Source organism: Hallella sp., from assembly GCF_037460745.1.
Taxonomy (GTDB): Bacteria; Bacteroidota; Bacteroidia; order Bacteroidales; family Bacteroidaceae; genus Prevotella; species Prevotella faecis.
The window spans coordinates 1-13,437 of sequence record NZ_JAXVAE010000137.1 but is presented as its reverse complement, the minus strand read 5'-3'; the positions used below and the strand labels follow the sequence as shown (position 1 = coordinate 13,437).

The 13,437-nt window shown below is 56.3% G+C and carries 10 protein-coding genes and 1 pseudogene; 3 read left to right on the top strand and 8 right to left on the bottom strand.

Annotated elements, in window-relative coordinates:
- Positions 1-260: 260 nt before the first annotated feature.
- Both WKK33_RS09465 and WKK33_RS09460 read left to right on the top strand, forming a co-directional pair.
- Positions 261-530: pseudogene (locus WKK33_RS09465) on the top strand (family 43 glycosylhydrolase); the annotation flags it as partial.
- Positions 504-671, top strand: coding sequence for a DUF4861 family protein (locus WKK33_RS09460; protein WP_337933583.1), 168 nt, complete (start codon positions 504-506; stop codon positions 669-671). The pseudogene WKK33_RS09465 and the gene WKK33_RS09460, both read left to right, overlap by 27 nt.
- Before the next feature lie 33 nt (positions 672-704).
- Here WKK33_RS09460 and WKK33_RS09455 read toward each other — a convergent pair whose 3' ends face one another.
- The 8 genes from WKK33_RS09455 to WKK33_RS09420 form a co-directional block, all read right to left on the bottom strand.
- Positions 705-1,682 (bottom strand): type I phosphomannose isomerase catalytic subunit, encoded by a 978-nt coding sequence (locus tag WKK33_RS09455; RefSeq protein ID WP_309439103.1) that lies wholly within the window; start codon positions 1,680-1,682, stop codon positions 705-707.
- Positions 1,683-2,110: 428 nt separating this feature from the next.
- Complete coding sequence (locus tag WKK33_RS09450; RefSeq protein WP_337933581.1) at positions 2,111-3,316, bottom strand: hypothetical protein; 1,206 nt, start codon at positions 3,314-3,316, stop codon at positions 2,111-2,113.
- Between the two features lie 189 nt (positions 3,317-3,505).
- Entirely contained in the window at positions 3,506-4,492 is a 987-nt protein-coding gene (locus WKK33_RS09445; RefSeq protein ID WP_337933580.1) for an Rpn family recombination-promoting nuclease/putative transposase, read from the bottom strand.
- 68 nt (positions 4,493-4,560) lie between these two features.
- Complete coding sequence (locus tag WKK33_RS09440; protein WP_309439106.1) at positions 4,561-5,985, bottom strand: Na+/H+ antiporter NhaC family protein; 1,425 nt, start codon at positions 5,983-5,985, stop codon at positions 4,561-4,563.
- Between the two features lie 250 nt (positions 5,986-6,235).
- The gene (locus tag WKK33_RS09435) at positions 6,236-7,702 is read right to left on the bottom strand and encodes a T9SS type A sorting domain-containing protein (RefSeq protein WP_337933579.1); all 1,467 of its coding nucleotides are present in this window, start codon (positions 7,700-7,702) and stop codon (positions 6,236-6,238) included.
- 15 nt (positions 7,703-7,717) lie between these two features.
- Positions 7,718-8,905 (bottom strand): C10 family peptidase, encoded by a 1,188-nt coding sequence (locus WKK33_RS09430; RefSeq protein WP_337933578.1) that lies wholly within the window; start codon positions 8,903-8,905, stop codon positions 7,718-7,720.
- Positions 8,906-9,112: 207 nt separating this feature from the next.
- Positions 9,113-11,818: a calcium-translocating P-type ATPase, PMCA-type gene (locus WKK33_RS09425; RefSeq protein ID WP_337933576.1), complete on the bottom strand. Its 2,706-nt coding sequence runs from the start codon at positions 11,816-11,818 to the stop codon at positions 9,113-9,115.
- Between the two features lie 147 nt (positions 11,819-11,965).
- Positions 11,966-12,640: a zinc metallopeptidase gene (locus tag WKK33_RS09420; protein WP_337933575.1), complete on the bottom strand. Its 675-nt coding sequence runs from the start codon at positions 12,638-12,640 to the stop codon at positions 11,966-11,968.
- A 323-nt stretch (positions 12,641-12,963) separates the two neighbouring features.
- Between WKK33_RS09420 and WKK33_RS09415 the strand changes: the two genes are divergently transcribed.
- Positions 12,964-13,125 carry a hypothetical protein gene (locus WKK33_RS09415; protein WP_337933573.1) on the top strand — a complete coding sequence of 54 codons (162 nt, stop codon included), beginning with the start codon at positions 12,964-12,966 and terminating at the stop codon, positions 13,123-13,125.
- Positions 13,126-13,437: the final 312 nt, after the last annotated feature.

Genomic DNA, 13,437 nt, shown 5'->3' with positions numbered 1-13,437 from the left:
CCTTACTATCCTTTCATTTCCGATGGTTAGACCCGCTTGGGATAATTGGTGGATACCGACAACAGTTTCACCTAATTTACCTTCCTTAGGTTGAGCCTGTCGGATTGCAGGCTCCATTGTTAGCTTGGCGTTGATGATAGCGGTGTTTATGCAGAAGCCTGCTCGAAACAGGCGCCAACAAGCCTTAAAGCCTTATAGCCGCTCGTGCTTTTAAGTGTTTCCCCGTTCCCGCTCGTATTTCATATAAAAAAACTGATGAAATGAGATACGGCTTGTTATTATTGGGCCTCCTGCTGTGGCATACGGCGGGCGCCCAGCAACTTTCTAAGACGTGGTGCCCCGACAATGGGGACGGCACCTATACCAACCCGGTGCTCTACGCCGACTATAGCGACCCAGATGTGGTCGCCGTGGGCGACGATTATTACCTCACGGCGAGTTCGTTCAACTGTATTCCCGGGTTGCCTGTTCTCCACTCGAAGGACCTTGTCAACTGGGAGTTTGTGGGCCATGCGCTGGGCGTTAGGCGCAACCTCAAGGACGGCGAAAGGATAACCTATTATTTCGGTGCCGCATGGAGCCGATATGATGTGAGAACCCAAAGGGAATGGCAGCTCAGGATCGATGAGACCCTGAGAAACCTTCGCCATCCCTTGTGGGTGGAATGGTAGCGCCTTGGCGGGCGCTTCCCACATCAGCGCCCGCTAAAGCGTGGCGGTGAGGAACGATGCGTTGCCAAAGATGTAGAGCACGTTCTCGCAGGCCGGCACCAGGATGGTTTCGCCCTGATGGATGTGCACGCCATTGATGTTGGCCTCACCCCACAGGCACATGACCACCACAAACGAGTCGGTCTTGAAATCGACTTGCGAGGCCACCTGCACCACCACGCGGTGAACGATGAAGTGTGGGCAGTTGATGAGTTGCGATATGGGCTTCGTGCTGTCGTAGCTGCTGCGATACTCGGGCCACACCTGGTAGTCGATGGCGTCGCGCGCCTCCTGGATATGCAGCTCGCGCGGCTTGCCATGCGCGTCCTTGCGTCCGAAATCGTACACGCGGTAAGTGATGTCGGATGTTTCCTGAATCTCAGCCAGGAAGTTGCCGGCGCCAATGGCGTGCAGTCGTCCCGCCGGCAGGAAATACAAGTCGCCGTCGTGCGCCTCGTGGGTGGCGATGACCGAAGCCATTGGGTTCTCGCCATTCTCCTCATTGTCGGCGCTCACCAACCGCTCATAGTCGTCGGGCGTGATGCTTTTCCTGAGGCCGCTGTAAATTTTCGCCCCCACATCACTCTTGATGACATACCACATCTCCGTCTTTCCGGCGCAGCCGTGGCGCTCCATGGCCAGTTCGTCGTTGGGATGCACCTGCACGGAAAGGTCCTGTCGCGAGTCGATGAATTTCACGAGCAGCGGAAACTTATTGCCGAAATGCTTGTAAACCTTGTTGCCCACGAGCAGTCCTTTGTATTTGTCGATGAGTTGGGTGAGTGTGAGGCCCATGTCGATGTCGTCCACCAGTCCGCGGTCGATGGCCACGCTCTCGTGTCCGGGCACGCCGCTTATTTCCCAGCTCTCACCGATATTGGGCTGCGCCGTGAATATTCCCTTGAAAGGCGCAATCTGATAGCCACCCCATAATGTGGTTTTCAGGTAGGGTTCAAATTTGTAAGGCTTCATATCTTTGTCTTGTTAAAGCGTTATCATCTTACGACAAGTGTCATGTCGCTTCGTTGGGTACGACAGGTGTCGTTTTGTCATTTCGTAACATCAACGGGCAGGTGCAAATTTACGGAATCTGTTTGTAAAAGCACTCCCTCTGGGTTCAGAATTTGATGGTATGCTTGGTCATTTGTTCCATTTCATGGCACGTTTTCTCGCCATGGCAGAGCTTAAGTGAACTTAGCGCTGCTCATCTGGCTTAACGAAAACCTTCCATTTCATGGCACGTTTTCTCGCCATGGCATAGCTTAAGTAAACTTAGCTCTGCTCATCTGGCTTAACGAAAACGTTGGTATTCATGCAACACGTGCATCCGCAACGTGAAGCTATGAGATCATGGCCGCTTCACCCTGGCCGTCGGCCAGTGGGCCTGCCAGGAGCTGTGGTTAGGGAACGAATGACTCTATGTCGGCCCTTTTTAGGGTGAATCCGGCCTTTGAGGCGGCGTCGGCTACCCCTCGCATGAGCTTTTGGTAGCCGCGAAGAATTTTGCGGTTGCCAGCTGTTATCTCGCCCGACTTGTGCCCGGTTTGGTTGTCGATCTTGCTGCTCTTATAATGCGACAAGGCTGCGTGGCGTGCTTTCTCTGCCCATTTGTCATATTCCCTCTGATAATCTTCCTGGGTGCGGCACGATGCGGTGTTGGCCGTCTCACCGTCGCTTCCTCCACCGACGGTTGCACCACCGCCATCCTTGCCGCCATTGATGGATCCTACGAGGTTGGCAGTGGTGGAAACCAGTCCGCTCATGATTTGCATGAACGACATGGGGTTGCCGTTCTCGTCGGTAGCGCCAGGGTAGAACGCTCCACCCACATGAGTGATGAAGTAACCATTGTGAGCGTGCTCATTGATGAAGTTTTTGGCACTCTCCCTGGAATCGCAGAAAGCCAGATACTGTTCGCCTTCGCGCGGTGTGGTGTAGGTGTTGTAGACGATGGTGTACTTGTTCATGGGTGACACGTCGATCAGGCCGACGCGCCATCCTGCCTCCCAATGCCTCTTAACGTCGTCGAGCGCTTCTTGAGCCGTCTCATAGAGGCAGGCCTCCTGGCGGTCGATGTCGGTTCCGTCGTGTGCCACGACAGCACACTCGGTTATTTTCCTGGCGCAGTTGATCACCTTCAGGCCTTGTTGGGCTTTCTCGGCCATCCATTGGTTGAGCTTGCTGGTTTTCACCATTTCCACTACCTGACGCGATATGTTGGGACGATTCTCGGAGAGGCCAATCCAGTACCAGCGTGTTCCCACTTCTGCCAGGGTCAGCGAATGTAGGAAGATGCCATTCTTCGCTTCGTTGTCAGCCGCTTTCTTGATCTCCTTGAATGAGTTGTACTTGTATTTTTGATCCGCACTTTCTTTTTGTGAGATGGCAAGCCATCCTGCCCGTGTGTAGTTCACCGACTTGGCGTTTCTGCCTTGGTTCCAGATGTCCTCCACGTCTTGGGTCGACCATTGGTCGTAGAACTGGAAACATTGTCCGGTAATGTTGGCTTTCTCAATAAGGATAGCAAATGCTTCGCCATGCGGGCGAGCCAACGATGTAAGGCTTGCCAGGGCGAAGAGCGCGATTGATAGTAATTTCTTGATCATTGGATTATCTTGTTTTCGTTAGTGGTTGTTTGGGATATTGTGTAAGTTGAGGCTGGCATTTCATAAAAAAGCACGGATTGCGCTTTTCTAACCAACATGATGTTTGTTCTCTAAAGCGTAATCCGTGTTTGTAACATAAGTCGTGGGGAAACACGCTGGGCATTTCTCGGTCGACCATGGCCGATAGTCTTACTTTATCAGTTTCTCGACCTCTTCTTTCGAGAGACCTGTGGCAATGGCAATGACGTCGATGCTTGTGCCTGCAGCAAGCAACCGGTTGACGGTGTCCTGCTTCTCGCTGTTGGCGCCTTCTTGCCGTCCTTCAGCTCGTCCTTCAGCCAAGCCTTCTTGTCGGCCTTCTTGTCGTCCTTCAGCCAAGCCTTCTTGCCGTCCTTCAGCTCGTCCTTCAGCCAAGCCCTCAGCATGACCCATGGCACGCCCCAAGGCTCGTCCTTCGGCCAGGCCGTCTTGCTTTGCGCCTTCGAGCACCGACAGGGTGTCGCGGTACTTGCGAAGTCCCTCGTCATATTTCATGCGCTCCCGTTTTGTCAGTGAGGCCACGTCGGCAATCTGTTCCAGGCGTTGGAACACGGAGCTCTTGGCCGCCCATGGCAGTCGTGTCAATGTTTCCATATTTTTAAGCACATAAATCCATTTATCGAAATCGTTGTCGCAGTTGTCGGCTTCCTTGTCAAACAGGGGCAGTTGCATGAACGTCATGCGTACCTTGTCGGAGAACATCTTGTGCGTTTCCTTGTCGGTCAGCGTCACGTCGGTGCGAAACTTCTTGTCGAAGTCTATCGGGCTGAAGTTGAGAAACGCCACCAGGTACACGGCGTCGATGGCATACTGCCACGACGATCCGCGTTCGCCCTGTCGCGCAATGGCCTCCGACACATAGTAGATGCTACGGTTCTTGAAGTAGGGCTGCGACTTGTTTTGCATCTCCACGATGATGTTGTGGCCACGCTCCGTCCGGCAGTAGATATCGTAGATGAGCGATCGGTCATCCTCATAGAGCGCCGGTTGCTCCTTGTCGAGAAACGTGATGTCCTCGATGTGCTCCTCGCCCTCCATCAGACTGTTGAGGAAGTCGATGATCAAGGGCTTCGATATCTCCTGTCCGAAGATTCGCTTGAAACCGATATCGGTGAACGGATTGATAAATTTGGCCATAGGTTCGTCGTTTTATGCAAAGATAAACGTTTTTCTCCACATTCAAACGAATAGGCACCTAAAAATCATTAATTTTGTTCGGCTAACGGTTTGCGCCTGAATATCTTATAGTTGAGTGCCGCCACTACTACGCTCATCAGCGGCGACAGCAGGTTGAAGAAGCAATAAGGCAGGTAAGAGAAGGTCGACACGCCAAGCACGGTGCTCTGCGTCATGCCGCAAGTGTTCCAGGGCACCAACACGGAGGTTACGGTAACGGCGTCCTCGGTGGTTCGGCTGAGCAATCGGCGCTCATAGCCCTCATTGTCGTACACGTCGCGAAACATGTTGCCCGTGAGCAGGATACACAGGTATTGGTCGGCGATGGCCACATTGAGCATCAGGCCCGTGGTGGCGGTGCATCCCACGAGCGAGGTGCGGCCCTTTATGAGATGGATAAACAGACGGGTAATGCCGCCCACCATGCCCGAGGCCGACATGGCTCCGCCGAAGCACATGGCGCAGATGATGAGCCAGATGGTGTTCATCATGCCGCCCATGCCGCGTGTGGCGACGAGCGATGTGAGCATGTCGCTGTCGGTGTGGAGCGAGGTGCTTCCACACAGGCTCTGCATGGCGGCGCGGAAGAGCGATGGGTCGATCTCCCTGAGGGCGTCGGCCTGCCAAATCATGGCGGCGCCCACGGCCAAGAGCGACGATAGGAAAAGCGTAATGATGGGCGGCACACGGCGGGCGATGAGCACACCTGTCAGCACAGGCACCGAGAGCAGCCACGGCGTGATGTTGAAGCGTTGGCTGATGGCCTGCGTAAATGTGTCGATGTCTTGCGCGTTGCTGCTGTTGGTGAGCAGACCGCCAATGGCGAAGAGAATGAGGGCGATGGCCATCGATGGCACTGTGGTGATGAGCATGTAGCGTATGTGCTTGAACAATGGCACGCCGAGGCTTCCCGATGCCAACGTGGTGGTTTCAGAGAGAGGCGATATCTTGTCGCCGAAGTAGGCGCCACTGATGATGGCTCCGGCCACCCATCCATCGGCGAAGCCCTGCGCCCGGCCAATGCCCATGAGGGCGATGCCGATGGTGGCGATGGTGGTCCACGACGAACCCGTCATGACGCTCACCAAGGCGCAGATGGCACACGTGGAGGCAAGAAAGATGTTGGGATGGATGATCTGCACGCCATAATACACAAGGGCGGGCACCACACCACTCACCATCCAAATGCCGCCAAGGGCGCCGATGAGCAGCAAGATGACCAAGGCGCTCGACACGCTCGACACGTTCTTTGTGATGGCTTTCTCGAAGCTGGCCCAGGGCACATTGAGATAGCCCATGCCGATGAGCACGCAGAAGGCGGCCACGGTGAGCAGCGTTATTTGCGAGGCGCCGCTGAGGGCGTCGCTACCAAACGATTTGATGGTGGCGATGAGCATCGCCACAAGCACGGCGATAGGCAAAAGCGACAGCATCGCCGACGGTCGCTTTTTCAAAAGTTCTCCTTTTTTATTGCGGTTTTGAAACATGGTTGGTGGGTTTGTGTTGTAACAGAAACACTTCTCTGCTGCAAAGGTACAACAAAAATGGCCCACCGCCAAAGCGCGGCCCGAATAACTGAGGCGGGATTCCTTAGCCAAGCCAGTCGTTCGTTATGTCCAAGCCAATCGCTCTCCATGCACAATGGCCTGTCAGATCCGTCATTCCCAATGGACCTACAACGTCCATCATGTGGAAGAAGGCACGTCAGCGTCCGTCCCAAAGGATTCGCCAGCAGCCATTCCGTTTGCCTTCCAATCGTAGCAAATATGCACCCTTTGGCATGCCTCGCAGCGACACCACAGCCTGTTCGCCACGGGTCGATATCTGTCTCACCAGCTGACCATTCGCGTTATAGAGTCTCACGGTTCTCGTCCCACTGCCCGAAACCACGAGTCTACAGCCCTCGCGTCTCACGCCAAAGGCTTGCACGCCTTCTATCTGTGTGGGCGTGCCTCTGAAAAGGGTAACGAGATCGCCCTCGCGTTTCAGGCAATAAGAAGGTTCATCGGCATGCCCCAGTTCCACATCCACACCCTCCCATTGTTCCATCACGATGATGCGATAGGTGTGGCCGTCGGCCCATGGCAGGTTGCCCTTGCGCAACCAATAGCTGAAGAGCGGCACATCGTAAGACGACGAAACGATCACCTCGTCGTCGATGCCCTGCACTTGTGTTCTCTCCTTTGTCGCCATGTCTTCGCTCCACATCCTCACGGGACCTTCGTAGGTGCGGCCTTCCGATGCGCGAAGCGCCACGCCGAGCTTGAAAAGCGACTGCTTGGCGAGGTCGATATAGCCCTCTTCCACCTTGTCGTTCGAGTCGTCGGCCAGAAACACCTCGGCCTTCGCCAGCAATGGGCGTTCCTCAGCCTTCGCCACTTCGAGGTAGGCCGTGTCGCAGTCGTGTATTGGGTTGATGGGATAGCGCTGGGTTCCATCCTCGTCGGCCGTCAACTCCAGTTGCACCTTGTAGCGACCTGGAGCCAAATGGGTGGGCAACGCGAGCACGATGGGTATCTCGGCCTCCGAAAAGCCCTCGATCTCTGTAGGCCTCTCGACGCGAGTGTTGAGCACCACGGCTTGGCGCTCGTCGAGCAGCAGCACCCTCAGGTAGCAATCGCGTGGCACACCGTTGAGGTTCTTCACGGTGAAGAAGGCACGCACCTTCGCCCCTTGCTCGGCTTTGGCGGACAGCCGGGGCTGCGCCATCAGTTGGAAATGGGCGGTGTCGGTGCACATCTCGGCTATGCGTCCGCAGGTGTTGGCCAGTTGCACCTCAATGGTAGGGGCTTTCTTCATGCGGATTGGCGCATCCCACGTGCCATCGTCGTGCCGGGCCACGCACACGGGAACGAGGCGGTAATAGCCATCGTCCAGGTGGGCCAGGTCTACTCCAATGGGTTGCGCCTCATTGATGAGATAGTCGGTTCCCATCATGCCGTCGTGGTTGTTGCCATAGATGCGTTGCGTCAGTCCGCCCTGTGCATGGTCGTCGCTATAGGCCACTCGCACGAATGTCCCGCTTTTGTCGCAAACGGCCACGCCGACATCGCCACGGAACGGCTTGCCGCGGTTGACGAACGAGCTCATCTCCACCCTCACCGTGGCCTGTGTGCCAAACGTCTTGTTGACCGATCCCAGCAGCCTTAGCGAGCCGCCTTCGTTGAACATCAGTTGGGGAGACGATTACAGAAGACTACGGTCGATGTCGGGATATTTTCCATTGTTGGGATGCGCCAGGATGGCCGTCACGGCACGGTTGAAGGCCAACGGCTTGCCCTGAAACTCGCCTCCGGTTTCCGGCACGCTGAGGTTGGTGATCGAATAATAGGCGTCGCCTTGTCCCTCCCAACCGAAATTCATGTGGAACAGGCCGTTCTCGTCGAATCCGTCGGTCACCCACGCATGGCCCGAGGCCGATCCGGCGGGGCGCCCTTCGAGGTAAACGGGACAACCGTTGAGCAATTCCTGTCGCAGTATTTCGGCAAAGCGATTGGGACCTTCCGTGGCTCTCGTAACATAGGCCGCCGTGTAATCGAAATGCTTTTGCAGCGCCTGGTAGGCAAATACGCCCTGCGTGCCACTGGCGCTGGGGGTGTACTGCATAAACGAGGCTGTGCCCACATCGTTCATGAGCAAAGCCACGGCATCTTCCTCCTCGGCGGTGGCGCTCACGGGATAGCGGTAGGAGGGTAGCATGTGCTCCCAGTCGTAGTGCGACAGGCTGAAATCGGCGCTTTTCGTCGTGTTGTAGTAGGTCACGGTGTAGGTGTTGGCGCCTTGTCCCTGTGCGGGCCATTGGTGGTAATACATCAGTTGCGCCACCGCCGTGGCCACACATCCGCTATAGGGATAACCCGTCATTGCGTTGAACGGGTGCCCTTGTCCCCATTTGCTCGTCAGCAGCGGTTCAACGGTCTTGTCAAATGGCGCCCCATTGCGGCTTGCCTGCGCCCGTGAGCGACCCTTGCCCTGGCGCAATGCCTCATACGAAAGGCGATAACCCTCCAACAGCCATTTCACGCAGGGGTTGGCATTGAGCGTGTCCAAAGGTCCGGCGGTGCCGTAGGCCAGCACCTCACCCATCTCGTCGTCGGCCGCCACGACAACAAAACCGTTGCCACGGGCGTCGTTGAATAGATAATAAGGTGCGCCAGATGTCGGAACCACGCCACGTGCCGGTGCCTGAGCCGCGCCTGCCCCCGCCAACCTAACGTAGCGCTGGGCTATGAGCGCTGCCCGTTGCGGGTCGATGCTCTTGCCCCCGGCCGTCGGTGAGCTTGCCAGCAGCAGTGTCGCCACCATTGCCAACCCGGCCGCGGCCCTCCAGCCACGCGCCCGTCTATGTCCCAATGCGTTTGTCTGATGTTTCATTTTGTTGCTCAAGAATCTACAAAGCACGCCTGTCGCACCCTTGTCCAGTCTACGCCCTGACGATCCTATTCGGGATAGTGACTGTATGGGGCCGTGCGTTTTGAGGGTGCAAAGATAATGGTTTTGTGTCAAAACAACGCGAAGCCATGCGGGCTTTTATCCCAAATCATGACTCGGCCTGCGCCAGGATGGGGCGCAGGCCGGGATTTACCTTCGTGCCAAGCGGTTGCGCAGCAGCCTGAACACTTCGCCGATCAGGAGAACGGGCGACGTGACGGCGACGAGGAGCAACCAATCGGTGGCCGACAAGGCCTCCACGCCAAACATCTTGCCAAACACGTTGGTTATGAGAAACTGTCCCACGAGTATCACAACGAGCACGAAGGCGAAGCCGGTGCTGTAGTGCCGCTTGATCGACGAAGGCCGTCGGACCATGTCGGCGAGGTCTTCCACCAAACTCCTGCCCGTGCGGAAATAGCGGGCGTTGAAGATGTTCCAAAACTGCAACATGACGAAGAACGTGAAGAAGATGCCCAGTTCGTGTGGGTTGCGCACGTGGGTTGCGGCGGAGAAGTCGGTGAGATGGTCGATGTCGAAATCTCTCAGCAGCGCCTCGAAGCTCATGTAGTCGCCATGGCTCAGCATCTGCCATATTCCCACGAGAATGGCGAAGAACACCAGGCCCGATCCCAGAATCATCTTCATCATGCCCCGGTCGATAATCTTGCTGTTGGTCTTTCGCGGATAGTCGTTCATCACCCTGGGGTCGGCGGGCAACGACGACAGCGCCATGGCTGCGAAGGTGTCCATGATGAGGTTCACCCAAAGCATCTGGGTCACGTTGAGCGGCGAGTCCAATCCCATAAATGCGCCGTAGAGCACGATGAGGCAGGCCGCCACATTGATGGTCATTTGGAACACCACAAACCTACGGATGTTGAGATACAGCGAGCGGCCCCAGAGAATGGCGGTGTTGATGCTTGCAAACGAGTTGTCGATGATGGTGATGTCGCTGGCCTCCTTGGCGCGTGCCGTGCCATCGCCCATGGAGAGTCCCACCTGCGCCTTCTTCAAGGCCGGCGCGTCGTTGGTGCCGTCGCCCGTCACCGCAACCACCTCGCCCCGTTCCTGCAACAGTCCTACCAGGCGGGCCTTGTCGTTGGGCTTGGCGCGCGATAGGATCTTAAACTCGGCGTTGCCCACCAACGTTTTCGCCTCCTCGTCGGTCAGGGCCTCAAACTCGGCTCCTGTGAGCGCCACGACCGGTTCGCCACGCTCCACGAGTCCTGCCTGTTGGGCTATCTCGCCAGCGGTCAGGGCGTTGTCGCCCGTCACCATGATCACCCTTACGTGCGCATGGTTTCGGCAGGTGTTGATGGCCTCGGCCACATCGCTTCTCACGGGGTCGGCAATGGCCACGATGGCCTGCAGGGCCAGCGCGCCGTGGTGCTGGTAGGCGAAGGCCAGGGTGCGCATGCCCTTGGCCTGATAGGTGGCCAGCAACGTCAGCGCCTGTTGCTTGTCGATGGCGCCGAAGTCGTTGCACAAGCCCATCACCACCTCGGGCGCTCCCTTCACAAACCGCTCGCCCTCGACGGTGGTTGTTTCCATGCGTTTGATCTCGGTTGAGAAAGGCACCACCTGCGCCACGTTGGCCTGCTCGCGCAGCGCCTCGTAGTTGTAGCCCTTTGCCGCAATCCATTTGAGCAGCGCGCCCTCGGTGGGATTGCCGATGGTTTGGGGCGCGCCGTGCTCGTCGGTCGAGAGGTTGGCTGTGGAGTTGATGGCGATGCCGCGGGCCAGCAGGTCCATGTCCACACCCTCCTCAGGGAAGCATGCCATCACCCGCATCTTGTTCTCGGTGAGCGTTCCGGTCTTGTCGGTGCAGATCACGGTGGCGGCGCCCATGGTCTCGCAGGCGTGGAGCTTGCGCACGAGGTTGTTCTCTTTCAGCATCTTGCGCATGCTCAGGGCCAGGCTCACCGTAACGCTCATGGGCAGTCCTTCGGGCACGGCCACCACGATGAGGGCCACGGCAATCATGATGGAGTTGATCAGCACCTGGAAGAAGCCTAACCACTCGAACCCGCCCGCGCTCACCACCGTGAGGTAATAGTAGGCCAATCGGCCCACCACGATGAGGCCCGCAATGACGAAGCTGGCCAGGGAGATGAAGCGTCCCAGGTATTCGAGTTGTCGGTTGAGCGGTGTCTTCACGTTGCTGTCTTGGCTGGCCTGCACCACGCCTTTGCCTTCCTCCGTGTCGAGTCCGATCTTTTGCACCTGCATCACGGCCTCGCCCTCGATCACCGTCGAGCTGCGCAGCAGCATGTTGGCGGGGTAGGCCACCTCCTTGTCGCCCACGGCGCCGTCGGCGTTCTTCGAGGCGTAGGGCTCGCCCGTGAAGTTCGACTCGTCCACCATGAGGTTGTTGGCCTTCAGCACGATGCCGTCGGCGGGTATCTCGTCGCCACCCTCCAGTTTCACGATGTCGCCCACCACCACGTCGTGCTTGGGCACATAGAGGGTCTTGGCTTGTCCGTCTATCTTTCTGATAACCTGAACCTTGCGCTTGTTCTTCACCTGGTTGAGCACGTCAAACTCCTTGGCGGCTTTCACCTCAAACCAGAACCCCACGCCTGTGGCCAGCAGCAGCGCCACCAGCACACCGCAGGGCTCGATGAACGAACTGCGCGGCGCTCCCTGGCAGCACACCTCGTAGGTTGCCACCATCACCGAGAAACAGAACACCACCAAGAGCACGATGATCAGTGGGTCCTTGAATTTCTCCAAGAACCCTTTCCATAGGGGTTCCTTCTCGGGTGGGGGAATGATGTTGCCCCCTTTGCCTTGCAAAACTTCCTTGGAGTTGTTGTCCAAACACAATCTTTTGTACACGTCGTTTGTTGCCATAATAAATGATTATGGCGCAAAATTACGAAAACGGTTGGGTGGGTAACAAAAAAAACAACGTTGCAGACGAAAGCAACGATTGTTGCCCATTCGCATCTGCAACGTTTCAAAAAGAGACAAAAATGGGGCCATCCCCCCTTAGCGCCCTCAGTCTCTTCTCGATAGGTATATCGACAGGTAATAAACCAGCGTGGCAAGGCTCGACAGGGCCGCCACCACATAGGTGTAAGCGGCCGACCTTAAGGCGTCGACGGCCATGGGCTGCTGGATGTGGCTGGTAATGGCGGCGCCTTGCAGCCACTGGGTGGCGCGCCTCGACGCGTCGATCTCCACGGGCAGCGTGACGAAGCTAAACAGCGTGGTCAGCGCAAACAGCAGGATGCCTATCAGAAGCAGCGTGGGGAACACGTTGATCAGGAGTATGCCGCCCAGGATGACCCATGTCATGATGCTGCTGGAGAATTGCACGGCGGGCACCAGTGCCGAGCGCAGTCGGAGAAACGCGTAGCCCCGGGCGTGCTGCACGGCGTGGCCACACTCGTGGGCTGCCACCGCTGCCGCTGCCACCGAGTTGGAGTGGTACACGTCTTGCGAGAGGTTCACCGTCTTGCAGCTCGGGTCGTAGTGGTCGCTCAGCCACCCCTCGTGGGGCTGAACCCTCACGTCGAAGATGCCGTTGTCGCGAAGCATCTTTTGAGCCACCTCCGCTCCCGTCATTCCCGAGGCCACGGTGACCTCCGAGTATTTCTCAAACTTCCTTTTCAGGTTGGCCTGCACCAGGTAACTAACCACTGCAATGCCGATGAATAATATCCAATACATAATCGTTTGTGTTTACATCTTCTTGTCTGCTGCAAAGATACGACCTGTTGACCCATAACGCTGTAAAAAACAACATTGCAATTGCAAAGAGCCCCTCCGGTCTCCTTCGTGCCTGCAACGTTGCCAAGGGCTAAACGGCAAAGCCGATGGGTGCCTTTCGCCTTTTTTACACCTATAATGATCAAAACCTAAAGTTTCGGATTTAGGCAGGGTGGGCTGAAGGCCCAACAAGCACATAGCCCAGGGCAAGCGAAGCGACACCCTGGGTATGAATACGAACAACATACCCATTAACGCTCTGAAAGAGCAAAAGCGTAATAAATATGGCACAGTCACTGAGCAAAATCCACATAAGGATGAATGCTTTTGCCCTTCCAGGGCGCACCAATGAAAATACGATTAATACCCAGGGTGTCGCTTCGCTTGCCCTGGGCTATGCGCTCATTGGGCTTTCAGCCCGCACGCTTCGCGCCGTTGACTGTTAGTTCAGCCTGCCCGCTTCGCTTGCCCTGGGCTATGCGCTCATTGGGCTTTGCTATGCATTATTGGCTTCACCTCAGCAATTCAAGCATGCTTGATTGCATTCGTTTTGAACGGTCATTCAGCCCGTTTGAAACTAAATCCGAAACTTTAGTCAAAACAATCCGCAACAGGCGCAGACGCTCTGCGCCCCCAACACCCCTAAAATGCTGTTTTGAATCAAAAAAATGTAAGATTACTTGCATGAATAGCAAAGATATTATACCTTTCCTCTATAAAACAAAAATGAATATCTCCGCAAAAGGTAACTAAACATC

Bases quoted from the DNA above. Each gene is read 5' to 3' on its own strand.
- WKK33_RS09435 (WP_337933579.1), bottom strand. From the start codon at position 7,702: ATGTTCAACGAAGGCGGCTCGCTAAGGCTGCTGGGATCGGTCAACAAG.
- WKK33_RS09425 (WP_337933576.1), bottom strand. From the start codon at position 11,818: ATGGCAACAAACGACGTGTACAAAAGATTGTGTTTGGACAACAACTCC.
- WKK33_RS09450 (WP_337933581.1), bottom strand. From the start codon at position 3,316: ATGATCAAGAAATTACTATCAATCGCGCTCTTCGCCCTGGCAAGCCTT.
- WKK33_RS09420 (WP_337933575.1), bottom strand. From the start codon at position 12,640: ATGTATTGGATATTATTCATCGGCATTGCAGTGGTTAGTTACCTGGTG.
- WKK33_RS09415 (WP_337933573.1), top strand. From the start codon at position 12,964: ATGGCACAGTCACTGAGCAAAATCCACATAAGGATGAATGCTTTTGCC.
- WKK33_RS09445 (WP_337933580.1), bottom strand. From the start codon at position 4,492: ATGGCCAAATTTATCAATCCGTTCACCGATATCGGTTTCAAGCGAATC.
- WKK33_RS09455 (WP_309439103.1), bottom strand. From the start codon at position 1,682: ATGAAGCCTTACAAATTTGAACCCTACCTGAAAACCACATTATGGGGT.
- WKK33_RS09430 (WP_337933578.1), bottom strand. From the start codon at position 8,905: ATGAAACATCAGACAAACGCATTGGGACATAGACGGGCGCGTGGCTGG.